At 73.8% G+C, this 14,917-nt stretch carries 12 protein-coding genes; 8 read left to right on the forward strand and 4 right to left on the reverse strand.

What is annotated here, in order from left to right; genetic code table 11:
• Positions 1-32: 32 nt before the first annotated feature.
• Positions 33-446, reverse strand: a complete 414-nt coding sequence (locus tag ACQPYX_RS26280; RefSeq protein ID WP_433800238.1) for a hypothetical protein — start codon at positions 444-446, stop codon at positions 33-35.
• Between the two features lie 443 nt (positions 447-889).
• On the opposite strand from ACQPYX_RS26280, the gene ACQPYX_RS26285 reads away from it, so the two are divergent.
• The gene (locus ACQPYX_RS26285) at positions 890-2,230 is read left to right on the forward strand and encodes a glutamate-1-semialdehyde 2,1-aminomutase (RefSeq protein WP_433800239.1); all 1,341 of its coding nucleotides are present in this window, start codon (positions 890-892) and stop codon (positions 2,228-2,230) included.
• A 21-nt stretch (positions 2,231-2,251) separates the two neighbouring features.
• Here the strand turns inward: ACQPYX_RS26285 and ACQPYX_RS26290 are convergent, their stop codons facing one another.
• Complete coding sequence (locus ACQPYX_RS26290) at positions 2,252-3,145, reverse strand: phytanoyl-CoA dioxygenase family protein (RefSeq protein WP_433800241.1); 894 nt, start codon at positions 3,143-3,145, stop codon at positions 2,252-2,254.
• Between the two features lie 192 nt (positions 3,146-3,337).
• On the opposite strand from ACQPYX_RS26290, the gene ACQPYX_RS26295 reads away from it, so the two are divergent.
• Positions 3,338-4,285, forward strand: coding sequence for an aminotransferase class IV (locus tag ACQPYX_RS26295; RefSeq protein WP_433800242.1), 948 nt, complete (start codon positions 3,338-3,340; stop codon positions 4,283-4,285).
• Between the two features lie 46 nt (positions 4,286-4,331).
• Here the strand turns inward: ACQPYX_RS26295 and ACQPYX_RS26300 are convergent, their stop codons facing one another.
• Positions 4,332-5,390, reverse strand: a complete 1,059-nt coding sequence (locus tag ACQPYX_RS26300; RefSeq protein WP_433800243.1) for a glycosyltransferase family 4 protein — start codon at positions 5,388-5,390, stop codon at positions 4,332-4,334.
• Between the two features lie 334 nt (positions 5,391-5,724).
• Here ACQPYX_RS26300 and ACQPYX_RS26305 point away from each other — a divergent pair, with 334 nt between their 5' ends.
• The 3 genes from ACQPYX_RS26305 to ACQPYX_RS26315 are packed head-to-tail and all read left to right on the forward strand — an operon-like array spanning position 5,725 to position 8,712.
• The gene (locus tag ACQPYX_RS26305; RefSeq protein ID WP_433800244.1) at positions 5,725-6,924 is read left to right on the forward strand and encodes a glycosyltransferase family 4 protein; all 1,200 of its coding nucleotides are present in this window, start codon (positions 5,725-5,727) and stop codon (positions 6,922-6,924) included.
• Positions 6,921-8,036: a glycosyltransferase family 4 protein gene (locus ACQPYX_RS26310; protein WP_433800245.1), complete on the forward strand. Its 1,116-nt coding sequence runs from the start codon at positions 6,921-6,923 to the stop codon at positions 8,034-8,036. The genes ACQPYX_RS26305 and ACQPYX_RS26310 overlap by 4 nt, the downstream gene beginning before the upstream one ends.
• Positions 8,037-8,049: 13 nt before the next feature.
• Positions 8,050-8,712: a hypothetical protein gene (locus ACQPYX_RS26315; RefSeq protein WP_433800246.1), complete on the forward strand. Its 663-nt coding sequence runs from the start codon at positions 8,050-8,052 to the stop codon at positions 8,710-8,712.
• A gap of 42 nt (positions 8,713-8,754) precedes the next feature.
• Here ACQPYX_RS26315 and galE read toward each other — a convergent pair whose 3' ends face one another.
• Positions 8,755-9,717 (reverse strand): UDP-glucose 4-epimerase GalE, encoded by a 963-nt coding sequence (galE, locus tag ACQPYX_RS26320; protein ID WP_433800247.1) that lies wholly within the window; start codon positions 9,715-9,717, stop codon positions 8,755-8,757.
• A 93-nt stretch (positions 9,718-9,810) separates the two neighbouring features.
• On the opposite strand from galE, the gene ACQPYX_RS26325 reads away from it, so the two are divergent.
• From ACQPYX_RS26325 to ACQPYX_RS26335, 3 genes are all read left to right on the forward strand, one after another.
• Entirely contained in the window at positions 9,811-11,598 is a 1,788-nt protein-coding gene (locus ACQPYX_RS26325; protein WP_433800248.1) for a flippase, read from the forward strand.
• Positions 11,599-11,684: 86 nt separating this feature from the next.
• Positions 11,685-13,670, forward strand: a complete 1,986-nt coding sequence (locus tag ACQPYX_RS26330) for a glycosyltransferase (protein WP_433800249.1) — start codon at positions 11,685-11,687, stop codon at positions 13,668-13,670.
• The gene (locus ACQPYX_RS26335) at positions 13,667-14,728 is read left to right on the forward strand and encodes a glycosyltransferase (RefSeq protein ID WP_433800250.1); all 1,062 of its coding nucleotides are present in this window, start codon (positions 13,667-13,669) and stop codon (positions 14,726-14,728) included. Before ACQPYX_RS26330 ends, ACQPYX_RS26335 begins: the two co-directional genes overlap by 4 nt.
• The last annotated feature ends 189 nt before the right edge of the window (positions 14,729-14,917 follow it).

The raw sequence follows: 14,917 nt of genomic DNA on the forward strand, positions 1-14,917 counted from the left end.
CCGCGCGGGCACGACCCGGCACGACGACGGTGTCAGGCCCCCGCGGGGTAGGCCGGGCCCCACTCCGCCCCGCCGGCCGCCGCCCGCGGGGCGGACGCGGAGGGCGGGTTCCCGAACGGCGGGGTCCCGAAGGGCGCCACGTAGAAGGCGAGCGGGCGCCGGGGGGCGTTGAGGAACGCCGCGGCCTCCGGGTCCGGCTCGAACGGCAGGGCCGCGCCGAACGGGACGAGGGGCTCCACGACGGGAGCCTCGGCCGCCGGGACGTCCGCCGGGCTCCACGCCCCCGTCGCGGCGCCGCCGCCGGCCCACGCGGGCACCGGCTCGGACGGGCGCCGCACGGTGGTGCGGAGGGCGACGACACGACGCCCGGGAAGGGCTGCCGCCGAGCCGCCGTCCTCCGAGAGACCACGGTCGTTCGTCGTACCGCAGGAACTCCGATCCGCCATGTGCACCATCTTGGAGCCGCCGTCCGGGCCATCACGGTCGGGGGATCACGGTCCCGCCGGCGGGTACGCCCTCCGGCCGCACGGGCGCCGGCACCCGCGACCGGGCGCCGTCGCCGACACGCACCGATCAGGCCAGCCGCGCCCGGGACGGTCGATCCGTCCGGCTCCGACGGCGGCCGGACGTGACGCAGCGTACATCTGGCGGTCGTCGGACTCCGGCGTCACCGATGCCCGCCCCGGCCGTTCCACCCCGTACGGGACGCGTAGCCGGGACGTCACGGAGCGATTTTTTGGGACGAACCGGACGAGTGGTGCATATTCTCTCGTCACCCCGGTGCCGCCCCCGCCGATCCGGTAGCGGACGATGACGTCCGGCCGTCCCGACGCGACCACCGAACGTAGCCGACGACGTGGTCCGCTGCCCTGCGACCTGGAGGTGCTCCGTGGAGCGACCCGCCCCCGACTTCAGCCGGTCGACCGCCCTGGCGGACCGACTGCACGCGATGGTCCCCGGCGGCGCGCACACCTACGCCCGCGGCGACGACCAGTACCCCGAGGGCATGGCGCCGGTCATCGACCACGGCCACGGCGCGCGGGTGTGGGACGCGGACGGCAACGAGTTCGTCGAGTACGGCATGGGCCTGCGGGCGGTGACGCTCGGGCACGGCTACGCCCCGGTCGTCGACGCGGTCCGCGACGTCCTCTCCCGCGGGGTCAGCTTCACCCGCCCCTCGACCCTCGAGGTCGCGGCCGCGGAGGACTTCCTCACCACCGTGTCCGGCGCGGACATGGTCAAGTTCGCCAAGAACGGCTCCGACGCCACCACCGCGGCGCTGCGCCTCGCGCGCGCCGCGACCGGGCGCGACCTGGTCGCGGTGGCCGACCAGCCCTTCTTCTCGGTCGACGACTGGTTCATCGGCACCACCGGCATGCACGCGGGCATCCCCGCTGCCACGCGGGACGCGACCCTGCGCTTCGGCTTCAACGACCTCGACTCGCTGCGCGCCCTCTTCGCCGCCCACCCGGGCCGCATCGCCGCGGTGTTCCTGGAGGCCGCCACCGGCATGGTCGCCCCGGCGCCGGGGTTCCTGCAGGCGGTCCGGGACCTGTGCACCGCGCACGGCACGGTCCTCGTCTTCGACGAGATGATCACCGGGTTCCGCTGGGCGGCCGGTGGCGCGCAGGAGGTGTACGGCGTCGTGCCCGACCTGTCCACGTGGGGCAAGGCGATGGGCAACGGGTTCCCGATCGCCGCCCTGGCCGGGAAGCGGGAGCTGATGGAGCTCGGCGGTCTCGCGACGGACGAGGGCCGGGTGTTCCTGCTCTCCACCACGAACGGCCCGGAGACGGTCGGGCTCACCGCGTTCCGCGCGGTGGCGGAGGTCTACCGCACCGAGGACCCGGTCGGCGCGATGCGCCGCGCGGGCGAGCGGCTCGCCGCGGGCGCGAACGCCGCGATCGAGGCCGAGGGCATGCAGGACCACCTGCTCGTCGCGGGGCACCCGAACTGCCTCGTGTTCCTCACCCGGGGCCCGGACGGCCTGCCCTCGCAGGAGTTCCGCACGCTCTTCCTCGCCGACCTCCTGCGCGGCGGCGTGCTCGGCCAGTCCTTCGTCATCTCCGCGGCGCACACCGACGACGACGTGGACCGGACGATCCAGGCCGTGGCCGACGCGGTGCCGACCTACCGCAAGGCGATCGAGCACGGGTCGACCGAGGGCCTGCTCCGCGGCCGCCCGGTCGCGCCGGCGCTCCGGACGCACGCGGCCCCGCGGCGGCGCTGAGCGCCGCGGGACCCGGGCGACCTACACCCCGACGACCGCCCGCCCGTCGTACTGCGCGGCGAGCTCCTCGGGCATCGGGGCGAGGTCCGAGCACCGCCGGAAGTCGCGCAGCGAGGTCCCGGAGCACTCCGAGTCCACGTTGCGCGAACCGCGGTGCGCCTCGACGTCGTCGATGTCGACCACGCGGAAGTCGATCGAGAACCGGGTGCGCCCGGAGGTGTTCGGCACCGACGAGTGCAGCTGGTTGCCGGAGAACACCATCATCCCGCCGACCTCGGGGACCACACGCACCTGCGGGTCGAGCTCGACCGGCTCCTCGGGCGTGGGCTGGTCGCGGGTGTCCTTGCCGATCTGCGTCGCGGCGCTGAACCGGCTCGTGCGGTTCCACTCGTCGTAGTCGTAGCGGCGGGACCCGTTGCGGACGCCCTGCGTCATGTACTTCGGGTGGAAGGCCATGACGTTGTCCGAGGTCACCGGGTAGACCGGCATCCACCAGTTGGTCTGGCACATCGGCGCCGAGTACCAGGTGTCGCGGTGCGGGTGGAACGCGAACGCGATGCCCGTCGTCAGGTAGTCGTCCGAGGTCGAGGTGCGCAGCCGGGGAACGTCGAAGTACGTGCGCTCCAGGTCGCAGCCCCGCTCCTCGAGGATGGCCGGCAGCAGCTCCTTGCACCGCGGGTGGTGGATGAAGCGGGGCTTGAGGTCCGCGAGCAGCGTCGCGAAGTCCCGCACCTCCATCTCGTACTGCGCCACCTGCGGGTCGCGCCCCGCGAACGCCTCCTCCACCAGCTCCCGGGTGAACTGGACGAGCGCGAGGGTCGCCGGCGTCGCGCCGTAGACCATCACGTCGCCGGAGTACAGGTGCTCGCGTCGCGTCGCGTCGTCGAACGACGGATTCGAGAGAACGTTCGTCACGTCGGCCCCCTTCGCGCCCGGCTCTCCCCACAACAGGAGAACCTCCTGGCTCCCGAGACGTCGCACGGTAGCCACCGGTTGTCCGACCGGGTCCACCGAGGTGCCCGAAAGGACTTGATCTTTACCGCGGCCGGTACGGTCCGATCACGATCCGTCTTCCTGTCGTGGTTCATTCGGGGAGGAAACCGACACATGGCGCACATCGCGTCGCTCTCTCAGCTCCAGACCCCGCCGTGGGCGTCGGTCGACGGTCAGCTCGTCCCCTACGACGACGTCCGCATCCACATCTCGGCCGAGGCCCTCACCCGGGCGCTCTCGGTGTTCGAGGGCGTGAAGGGCTACTGGGACCCGGCGAGCGAGACCTTCTCGCTGCGCACCCCGCGCGAGCACTACGAGCGGCTGCTCCGATCGGCGAAGCTCTTCCACATCCCGGTGGACTTCGACTACCCCGAGTTCCTGCGCCGCCTCGAGCAGCTCGCGGCCGAGCTCCTCGTGCGGGAGCGGGACCTGTGGTTCCGCCCCACCCTCTACGTGACCGAGGGCCACTGGGGCGAGGGCACCCGCGCCCAGCTCGTGATCACCGCGTTCACGCAGCAGAAGGAGTCGGGCGAGCCGATGCGCCTCGGCGTCTCCACCTGGCGCCGCGGCACCGACGTCGACCTGCCCACCCGGGTGAAGAGCAGCGCGAACTACGTCGTCGCGCGCCTCGCCCGCATCGAGGCGCGCCGGCTCGGCTACGACGACGCGATCCTGCTCAACCGGGAGGGCCGCGTCGCCGAGGCCACCGGGGCGTGCGTCGTCGCCCTGATCGACGACGAGGTCGTGGTGCCGCCGTCGTCGGAGGGCGCGCTCGACAGCCTCACCGTGCGCATCCTGGAGCGGATCGTCGAGCGTGACGGGCTCCGCCTCGTCCGCCGCCCGATCGACCGCACCGAGCTGCTCGCGGCTCAGGAGGCCGCCATCGCCGGCACGATCTCCGAGCTCACCCTCGTCTCGGAGATCGACGGGTTCGCCTACCCGGTCGACGGCGTCCTGGCGCGGCTGCGCGCCGCCTACCTGCGCGTGATGCGCGGCGAGGACGTCCTCGACGGCGTGGAGATGGTCGCCACCGACGCCGGGCGCGCGCTCGTCACGTCGTAGCGCCCTTCCCGACGACGGCCGGCGCCGCCACCGTCGTCGGGAAGGCCTAGAGCACGCCGCGGACGATGTCGGCGAGCTCGCGCGCCATGTGCGCCGAGGTGAAGCGGGTCTCGACGTCCTTGCGGCCCTCGGCGCCCATCGCGGCCGCCCGCTCGGGGTCGGAGAGCAGGTCGGCGATCGCGCGGGCCATCGCCGCCGGGTCGTCCGGCGGCACGAGGATGCCGGTGCGGCCGTGGTCGACGTAGTGGTCCATGCCCGGGTTGTCCGTCGCGACCACCGGACGGCCGCTGGCCAGCCCCTCCAGCGCCACCGTGAGGCCGGCGCCCACCGGGTTGGACCGCAGCGCGATCGCGACGACGGTCGAGCGCCGGTAGAGCCCCCGCATCGCCGCGTTCATGCGCCGGGCGTGCACCACCCCGGCGTCCGGGGCGAGGGTGACCGGGATCGTCGTCGCCAGCTCCAGCCAGGCCGGGACGCCGCCCGCGCGGACCTGCTCCACGGCGGCCACGAGCGTGTCGTGGTCGCGGTTGCGGTCGTCCCCGACGCTGGTGATGGTCACCCCACCCGGGTCGCGCGCGTCCCACGGCTGCTCCGGATAGAAGTCCGGGTCGATGCCGAGCGTCACCCCGTGCACCCGGCCGGGGTCGACGTCCCAGTGCTCGCGCAGGATCGGGACCACGCCCGGGGACTGGCTGAACATCCCGGCCGCCCGCTTCAGCGCGCGCGTCGTCGCGATCCGCTCGGACCGCCCGAGCATGTCGGGACGCTCGAGCCAGCCGATCCCGGTGACGACGGGACGGCGCGGGGAGGTGAACAGCGCCGGGACGCCGGTACGCTCGTCCATGCAGAGGACGGCGTCCGCACCGCGACGCTGGACGGCGCCGGTCACGGCGGTGACGGCCTCGTAGCCGTCGAGCCGGTTGCGGACCTTGCGCGAGGCGTAGGCCACCACGCCGTGCGCGGGCCGGCGGAAGGTGACGACGTCGCCGTCGTCGCCGATGTGGTGCAGGCCGTAGGGGGTGTGGTCGGGAATCTCGCCGCGCGCGTTCCGCAGCCGGTACTCCTCCACGTCGAGCTCCTCGGGCAGCTCCACGTGTACGTGCATGTCCTCGGACTCCCCCTGTGACTCGTGACCCGTTCGGGCTACCGCGACGCTACCGATGTCCGGGATCGGCCCGTTCGCCGGAGGTGGACGTCGACCCTGCGAGCGGCCGCCGCCGCGCGGCCCCGCGGCGGTCCACCCCATCGTCGCACCCGGGACCGGCGCACCGAGCCGTGCGTCACGACAACCGGGCAGGTCGCCGCGCGTCCTCTGGACAGTGAGGCGTGCCGACGCCGGGCACCCGACGGAGGACCGACACCCCCTCGCTACCGTGGTCCGAGCCCGAACGGCCTCCGCTCGGGTCGGCCCTGGCCCCCGACAGGACGGAAGACGAGACTTGCCCGGCAGAGCACTCATCCTCGTCGAGAACCTCTCGGTGCCGTTCGACCGGCGCGTGTGGCAGGAGGCCACGACGCTGCGCGACCACGGCTGGGACGTCGAGGTCATCTGCCCGCGGGGCACCGAGCGCGACACCGAGCGCGAGGCCACCGTCGACGGCGTGCGGATCCACCGGTACCCGCTGCAGGCGGCGTCCGGCGGCCCGCAGGGCTATCTGAAGGAGTACGCCACCGCGCTGTTCCACTCGGTGCGGCTCGCGCGGGCGGTGCACCGCCGCGCCCCGGTCGACGTCGTCCACCTGTGCAACCCGCCGGACCTGCTGTTCGTGGTCGCGCTGGTGCTCAAGGTGCTCAGCGGCGGCCGCACGAAGGTCGTCTTCGACCAGCACGACCTCGTGCCCGAGCTCTACCTCTCCCGTTTCCGCCCGAAGCGCGACGCCCTCTACTGGGGCCTGCGGCTGATGGAGTTCCTGACCTACCGGTCCGCCGACGTGGTCATCTCCACCAACGAGAGCTACCGGTCGAAGGCCGTCGGCCGCGGCCGGGTGCACGGCTCGAAGGCGTTCACCGTCCGCAGCGCCCCCGCCCTGGACCGCTTCAAGCAGGTCCCGCCCGAGCCGGACCTCGCCCGGGGTCAGGAGCACCTGCTCGTCTACCTCGGCGTCATGGGCCCGCAGGACGGCGTGGACTACGCGGTCCGAGCCCTCGCCCGGCTGGCCGAGCGCCGCGACGACTGGCACGCCGCGTTCCTCGGCGGCGGCGACGCGTTCGACGACGTCGTCGACCTCGCCCACCGGCTCGGCCTCGACGACCGGGTGACGTTCACCGGCATGGCCGACACCCCGGACGTGCGCCGCTACCTCTCGACGGCGTGCCTGGGCCTCGCGCCCGACCCGCTGAACCCGCTCAACGACGTGTCCACCATGAACAAGATCATGGAGTACATGGCGATGGGCCTGCCGATGGTCTCGTTCGACCTCACCGAGAGCCGGGTCTCCGCGGGCGACGCCGCGCTGTTCGCCCGCCCGAACGACGTCGACGAGTACGCCGCGCTGGTCTCGGACCTGCTCGACGACCCGGTGCGGCGCAAGCAGATGGGTGAGGTCGGCCGCGAGCGCGTCGCGGGGGCACTCTCCTGGTCGCACTCCCAGACCGCCCTGCTCGCCGCGTACGCGACGGTGGACCCGGCCCGCCGGTGACGTCCACGCAGCGTTCCCGACGACGGGTCGCGGGTCCCCTCCGCGTCCTCGTGGTCGGTCAGGCCGAGGGCACGCCCGGCGGCATCTCCTCGGTGCAGCGGCTGCACGTGCGCTTCCTCGGCGCCCGCGACGACGTCGCGGTGCGCGTGGTGACGACCTACGACGAGACCGGCCTCCTGCGCCGGCTGCGGCTCATGGTCGGCGGCATCGCCCGGGCGCTCGCGCTCGTCCTCGGCGGCCGGGTCGACGTGGTGCACCTGCACGTCGCCAAGGGACTCTCCGCCCTGCGCAAGGGCGTGATCGTCGCCGTCGCCCGCGGGCGCGGGGTCCCGACCGTGCTGCACACCCACGCCGGCGCGTTCGCGGAGTGGTTCGACGGCCTGCCGGCGCCGCTGCGCCCGGTCGTCGCGTGGCTGCTGCGGGCCGACCGCGTGATCGTGCTGGCCGACGGCGCCCGCGAGACCTACACGAGCCGGCTCGGCCTCCCGGCCGAGCGCGTCGTCGTCGTCGCGAACCCGGTGGAGTGGCCGGCGGAGCTCCCGGAGCGGGACCCGCACGGCAGCCCCGTGCGGGCGGTGTTCCTGGGCCGGCTCATCGACCGCAAGGGCGTGTTCGACCTCCTCGACGCGGTCGCCGGGCTGCACGCGGAGCACCGCGAGCGCCTGCACGTGACGCTCGCGGGGCACGGCGACATCGACGCGGTGCACGCGGCGGTCGCCGCGGCGGGCCTCGGGGCCGGCGTCGACGTCCGCAGCTGGATCGGGCCGGCGGAGCGGGACGCGCTGCTGCGCGACGCCCAGCTGCTGCTGCTGCCCAGCTGGTGGGAGGGCCTGCCGATGTCGGTCCTCGAGGGGATGGCCTGGGGTCTGTGCCCCGTCGTCACCCCGGTCGGTGGCCTGGCCACCCTCGTGCGCGACGGCGACAACGGCGTCGTCGTCCCGGTCAACGACCCGGCGGCCCTCGGCGCCGCCCTGGACAAACTCCTCTCCGACGACGAGGTCCGGGTCCAGCTGGGTGCCCGGGCCCGCGAGAGCGTCGCACCGTTCGGTGCCGACGCCTGGGCGGACCGCCTGGTGGCGATGTACCGCGAAGTCCTCGCTCCCCCGCAGTAGGAAGGAACCGGCCATGGCCGACCGCAGCGAGCACGGCACCGTGCTCACGTACGACCCCATCGAGTTCCCCTTCTCGACCGTCGTCGCGAAGATCCTCGACACGCCCGACCTGGAGAAGATCCACGAGCTGGGCCGCCGGGCGGACGTGGACAACCACGACCAGGACTCCGACGACCACTCGATCTTCTACCGCGAGTACGACCAGGTCCGGGACCTCTACGACCGCTTCCTGGTCGAGTGGATCCTCCCGCAGTACGGCGAGGACCTCGCCGTCCAGCGCGTCCCCACCTTCCGCGTGCACCGCCCGGGCAGCGTGGCGGTGTCGGAGTTCCACAAGGACTCCGACTACAACCACCAGCCGGCCACGCTGAACTACTGGCTGCCGCTGACCCGCGCCTACGGCACCAACTCGATGTGGATCGAGGACACCCCGGGCAGCGACACCTTCTCGCCCGCCGTCGTCGAGCCCGGCGAGGTGTTCCGGTTCGACGCCGTGAACAACCGCCACGGCAACTACCCGAACGACACCGACACCTCGCGGGTCAGCTTCGACTTCCGCGCGATCCCGCTGCGGCTGTTCGTCGACGAGGGCAAGTCCACCGTCAACGCCAAGCGCCGCATGGACCTGTCGGGGTACTACCGCAAGCTGAGTGCGGACGGGACGCTGGGTGCCTGACGGCCTGTGAGTACTCATCCGTGCCGGAGCACGGATGAGTACTCACGGGCGCGGAGCGCACATCGCGTCGATGTCGCGCTCCGCGCGCCACCCGAGGACCTCGGCGATCCGCGACGCGTCGGCCACCACGCGGGCCGGGTCGCCCGGGCGGCGCCCGACGACCTCGTAGGGCACCTGCTGTCCCCGCGCCGCCGACACCGCGGCGATCACCTCGAGCACGCTCGTCCCCGCGTTGCGGCCCACGTTGAGCGCTCCCGGGGAGCGACCCCCGAGCAGCGCCGCGGCCGCCGCGACGTGGGCCTCGGCCAGGTCCTCGACGTGCACGTAGTCGCGCAGGCAGGTGCCGTCCGGGGTCGGCCAGTCGTCCCCGAAGACCTTGACCGGCTCGCCGGTGCGCGCCGCGCGCTCCACCAGCGGCAGCAGGTTCGTCGCGCCCCGGTCGGCCAGCGCCGCGGACGCGGTGCCCGCCACGTTGAAGTAGCGCAGCGCCGTCCAGCCGAGCCCCTCGGCCTCGGCGTGCCGGCGGACCGCCCACTCCCCCGCGAGCTTCGTCTCACCGTAGGGACTGGTCGGCAGCGTGGGGTGGTCCTCGGTGACCGGCTCGGCGGAGGTCTCGCCGTACACCGCCGCGCTGGAGGAGTACAGGAACCGTCCGATGCCCGCGGCCGTCGCCGCGCGCAGCATCGCGACCGTCCCGCCGACGTTGTGCTCGTAGTAGGTCAGCGGCGCGGCCACCGACTCCGGCACCGACTTCTTCGCCGCCAGGTGCACCACGCCCGCCACGTCCCGACGACGCGTCAGGTCGGCCAGGACCGTGCCCAGGCCGGGGTCGAGCAGGTCGTGGTGCAGCAGCTCGACGTCGTCGGGCAGGCGTTCGCGCAGCCCCGTCGACAGGTCGTCGAGGACGACCGCGTCGTGGCCCGCGGCCCGCAGGGCCCGCAGCACGTGCGACCCGATGTACCCGGCACCGCCGGTCAGCAGCCAGGTGGAGCTCCGGACGTCCATCGGGAGGTCACCCTAGTCAGCGACCCGCGCAACCCCGGGGAGGGGACCGCCGCCCGGGACCGCTCCGGACCCCCACGAGTAGCATCGCCAACGATGAGCACCCGGTCCACGGCGATCGCACGAGGCGTCGCCATCCAGGTGCTCGCCAAGTTCTCGGCGCTGCCGCTGTCGATGGTGACGCTCGGCATCGCCACCCGCTACCTCGGCGAGGGCGGGTACGGCGTCCTGGCCGCGGCGGTCGTCTTCGCGCAGAGCTTCGAGGCGTTCACCGAGCTCGGCCTCGGCACGATCATCGTGCGCCGCGTCGCCGGGCACGGGGGGAACCTCGAACGCCTCGTCGGGATGAACATCTCCTTCTCGACGATGTACGCGGTCCCGCTGGCGATCATCGCCGCGATCGCGGGCTTCGGGGTCTACTGGGGCGACGTCGAGCAGCAGGCCGCCGTCGGCGTGCTCGCCGTCGGACTGATCTTCACGACGATCTCGTCCTGCTACGAGCCGGTCTTCGACGTCAAGGTGCGCTACTCGTCGGCGGCGTCAGCGGAGTTCTTCTCGCGGGTGCTGACCCTCTCGGCGGCCGCGTCGGTGGCCTACTTCGACTGGGGTCTGCTCGCCATGTGCGCGGTGCAGATCATCCCGCAGGCGCTGCGCCTGGTGATCCAGTGGTGGGGCGCGCGCCGCCTGGCCCAGCTGACCTGGGTGGTCGACTGGCCGCAGATGTGGAAGCTCCTCAAGGAGGCCTTCCCGCTCACGATCATCTCGATCATCGCGGTGCTGTACTGGCGCGCGGACGGGCTCCTGCTCTCGATCCTCGGGACCTCCGAACAGATCGGCGGCTACTACGCCGCCCTGCAGATCGCGTTCACGCTGACGCTGATCTCGCAGGTCTTCGAACGCTCGGTGCTCTCGACGATCAACGAGACCTACAACTCCGACCGGGCCCGCTTCGCCCGCGCGGTCGACCAGGGCTACCGCTTCCTGCTGCTCATGGGCTTCCCGATCGCGGTGATCGGGTGGCCGCTCGCGCAACGCATGGCCGACCTCGTCGGCGGGTCCAACGGCGTCGGCGCCTTCGCCGGACCGCCGCTGCAGTTCTTCTTCATCGCCGTGGCGATGACGTTCCTGTCGGCGATCGTCTCGGACGGCCTCATCGCCGCCCACGAGCAGCGCTACCTGACGACGATGTCGACGATCAACCTCGGCATCAACATCGTCGGGAACATCATCCTCATCCCGCACCTCGGTGCCGTCGCCTGCGGCATCATGCTGATCGTCACCGAGACGATCGGCGTGCTCGCCTCCCAGTGGCGGCTGCGCCGCCACGGCGTGCACCCGCTGCCGTTCGGCTACCTCGCCCGGCTCGTGCCCGCGGGCCTGCTGGCCCTCGGCGCGATCTGGCTGACCTACGACCTGCCGCTGCTGATCCCGCTCGCCGCCGGCGGGATCGCCTACTTCGTCGGCGCGCTGCTCGTCGGCGCCATCCCCCCGGCCATGCGCAACGCCCTGCTCGGGGCGCTGCGCCCGAAGAGCCTCGACCGCATGGAGGCCGAGGCGGCCGCCGAGAACGCCGACGACGGGATCGGGGTCGCCCCGTCGGCGCCCACCGTCGAGCCGCGGATCGACCCGGCCGGCGTCGGCCTGGACGCCGCGACGACCGTGCTGCCCGGCATGGCGCGGGTGCCCGAGGGCCGCGACGCGTTGGACGCGGAGACGGCGCAGATGCGGCCCACCGTCGCCGCCGGGACCCGCAGCGTCGGCCGTCGCGACTTCGCCGACATCACCGACGTGCCGACCATGGAGCTCGAACTGGCGGCGCTGCAGACCATCCGCATGCGCCAGCAGGGCAAGTTCGTCGAGATGCGCGTCATCCGGAAGGGCTGACCGGGGCGGGCGCCGGGTCACTCCGGGTGTCGTGCCACGATCGCCGTGTCCGGATTCCGCGGGGACGGCGAAGGAGACCGAGGATCGTGTCGGGTCGTGAGCTGGCCGTCCTGATCGTGTCCTACCGGCGGGCCGACCTGCTGGACCGGGCCCTGCGCAGCGTCGAGAAGCACCTCCCCGACTCGCCGGTCCACGTGTGGGACAACGCGTCGTCCGGGTCGGACGAGGTCCGGGCGCTCGCCACCTCCTGGCCGCAGGTCCGGTGGACGTTCTCGGAGTCCAACCTCGGCTACATCGCCGCGATGAACCGGCTCGCCGCGCAGTGCCCGGACGCCGACATGCTGCACCTCAACCCCGACGCGGAGCTGATCGGTCCGCTGACCGCGGCCCGGGCCGCCCTCGCGCAGCCCCGCGTCGCCGCGGTCTCGCCGACCGTGCTCGACCCCGAGGGCCGCGAGCAGCCGTGGGACGTCGCGCATCGCGAGCAGAGCGTGCTGCGCAACCTCCTCAACGCCGCCGGCTACGCGAAGCGGCTGCGCGACCATCCCCGCCTCGCGGGGCTCTCCGACCTCTACCCCGAGGCCCCGCACGACGTCGACGGCTACATGGCCGGGTGCTGCCTGCTGCTCTCCCGCGACGCCTGGGAGGCGCTGGGCCCGTTCGACGAGCGCTTCTTCGTCTACGGCGAGGACGCCACCTGGCAGCCCGCCGCGCGCCGCGCCGGCTGGACGCTCAAGCTCGTCGACGACGACGGCCCCCAGGTCCGCCACGCCGCCGCCGGTACGCAGACCGGCGACCCGCTCGCCTCGCAGCGCGGCGTCGACCTGCTGCGCGCCGCCCAGGTGATGGCGCTGGGCAACGCCGGCAACCGCGGGCCCGGCACCGTCTTCTCCCTCGGCGCGGCCGTGCTCGACCGCGTACAGCGCTCCAAGCGCACCGACCGCCGTCGTCGTCGGGAGGCCCAGACCGAGCAGGCCGCGGGCCGGCCCGGCGTCGTCGTCACCACCAACCAGCTCACCCTCGGCGGCGCCGAGCGCCAGCGGGTGCTGCTGGCCAACGCCCTGGTGGACCGGGGGCACCCGGTGACGCTGGTCTGCCTGCAGGGGCTGGGCCTGTACACCGCCGAGCTGGACCCGCGGGTGCGCCTGGCGTTCGTCCCGTGGTGGCAGCCGACCGTCGAGGTGGCGGGCGAGGACGCCGTCGTCGTCGGCGGGGTCACCAACACCGAGGTCGCCTTCGCGCGCGCCTGGCGGGCGCTCGGGCGCGTCACGGGTCAGCGGCGGCGGTGGATGCCGGCCACGCACGACCCGGCCCGGCTCGACCGGCCGACGTACTCGGGGGCGGTCGCGTCCGTGCTGCGCTCCGCGGACGCCCTGCTCGTGCTCTCCGCGCAGCACCACGTCGACCTGACGCGCCACCAGGCCCTCACCGACGTCGTCATGGCGGCCCCGAACGGCATCCCCGCCGCCGCGCCCCGGCCGTTCCGGGCGACCGGCACGGAGCCCGTCCGGTTCGCGATGCTCTCCCGCATCGTCGAGTACAAGAACCCGCTGCTGCTCGTCGACGCCCTGCTCGCCACCGGGCGGGACGACTGGACGCTCGACGTCTTCGGCGACGGCCCGGACAAGGCCCGCCTCGAGGCGCGGACGCCGCAGGCGGCCCGTGACCGGGTGCGCTGGCACGGGCAGGTGTCCGGGCCCGACGCCGCGTTCGCCGAGACCGACGTGCTCTGCGTGCCGAGCGACTTCGAGGCGTTCCCGCTCGTCATGGTGGAGGCCATGACCCGCGGTGTGCCGGTGATGGCCTCGGCGAGCGGCACGGTGCCGGAGATGCTGGGGCACGGTGCCGCCGGGGTCGTGGTCTCCCCCGCGACCGTCGAGACGTGGGCGGAGGCCCTCACGGCGGCGCTGACCGACCGCGACCGGCTGGCCGCCCTCGGCGCGGCCGGCCGCGAGCGGGCGCTCACCCACTACACCGACGCCGCGATGGCCGACGCCTACCAGCGGGCGTTCGCGCGGCTGCTCGACCGGCCGATCCCCGGCGCCCCGGCCGACCCCGCGGAGCTGCTGTGAGGATCCTCTGGCTGTCGCCGTGGCTGCGCACGCTCACCCGGGTGCAGGTCGACGCCCTCACCGCCGCCGGCCACGAGTGCCTGGTGGTCACCACCGACCAGCACTACGAGAAGGTCGCCGCCCGTCCCGACGAGCGGGTCCTCGACCCGGCCATCAAGGACCCGCGGACCCTCCCCGCCCTCGCCCGCGTGACCGCGGAGGCCCGCCGGTTCGCCCCGGACGTCGTCGTCTCCGAGCTCATGCACGACCCGCGGTGGCTGCCCATGACGCGGCTCGCGCCGTTGGTACAGATCGTCCACGACGACCGGCCGCACGACGCGACCGAGGTCCGTCCGTGGCACCAGCGGGCGGTGCTCGACCACCAGACCCGGTCGGCCGCCGCGGTCGTCGCGCCGAGCGCCCACGTGGCCGCCGTGCTCTCGGCGCGGTTCGGGCGGCGGGTCGACGTCGTGCCGGTCACCTCCGACGTGCCCGAATCGGCCCTCCCGGCCGTGCCCGTGCCCGCGGCCGCGCGGCGCGACTTCGTGCTGCTGGGTCGCATGTCGCCGTACAAGAACGTCGAGGTGGCGCTCCGGGCGTGGGCGGCGCACGTGGCGTCGCCCTCGTATCGTGGGGACCGCCTGGTGCTGCTCGGCAACGGCCCGCTGTCCGAGCTCACCCTGCCCGCGCACGTCGAGTGGCGCCGGGAGCACTTCTCCTACGCCGACGTGCTCCCGGACCTGGCGCGCGCGAAGGGCTCCCTCGCGCACTACCGGCTCGCGACCCAGAGCGGCGTCCAGGTCCTCTCCATGCAGCTCGGCGTCCCGACGATCGTGTCCGACTCCGGGGGCCTGCCCGAGTTCGCCCCGCCGTCCCTGCCGCCGCTGGGGATCGACGACGTGGCCGGCCTGTCCGGTGTGTTCGGCCGGCTGGCCGACCCGGAGGTGGCCGCCGAGGTGGGCGCGGCGGCACGGTCGCACTACCTGGCGTACTTCTCGGCCGACCGCGCCGCCGAGGGGTGGACGTCGGTGTTCACGCGGGTCGCCGCCGCTGGGCGAAGGGCACCTCTGGTCGGGTAGACCGGCGGTGGGCGCGCCCCTCGCGGCGGGCGCCCGCCTCGTCGGGCCGCGCCGTGCCAGGGCACGTGCCCCTCGCGGCCGGCGCCGCGCGCCACCGCCGCGCGAGAGTGACACCACGCAGGTCCCACGCCCCGGACACCTGCCCTACGTGCCCCTCGCGGCCGGCGCCGCGCGCCACCCCCGCGCGAG

The sequence above is a fragment of the Actinomycetospora sp. CA-084318 genome, from assembly GCF_050955885.1.
Taxonomy (GTDB): Bacteria; Actinomycetota; Actinomycetes; order Mycobacteriales; family Pseudonocardiaceae; genus Actinomycetospora.

Coding starts and splice junctions, on each gene's coding strand:
- ACQPYX_RS26280 (WP_433800238.1), bottom strand. CDS start 446: ATGGCGGATCGGAGTTCCTGCGGTACGACGAACGACCGTGGTCTCTCG.
- ACQPYX_RS26295 (WP_433800242.1), top strand. CDS start 3,338: ATGGCGCACATCGCGTCGCTCTCTCAGCTCCAGACCCCGCCGTGGGCG.
- ACQPYX_RS26300 (WP_433800243.1), bottom strand. CDS start 5,390: ATGCACGTACACGTGGAGCTGCCCGAGGAGCTCGACGTGGAGGAGTAC.
- ACQPYX_RS26315 (WP_433800246.1), top strand. CDS start 8,050: ATGGCCGACCGCAGCGAGCACGGCACCGTGCTCACGTACGACCCCATC.
- galE (WP_433800247.1), bottom strand. CDS start 9,717: ATGGACGTCCGGAGCTCCACCTGGCTGCTGACCGGCGGTGCCGGGTAC.
- ACQPYX_RS26325 (WP_433800248.1), top strand. CDS start 9,811: ATGAGCACCCGGTCCACGGCGATCGCACGAGGCGTCGCCATCCAGGTG.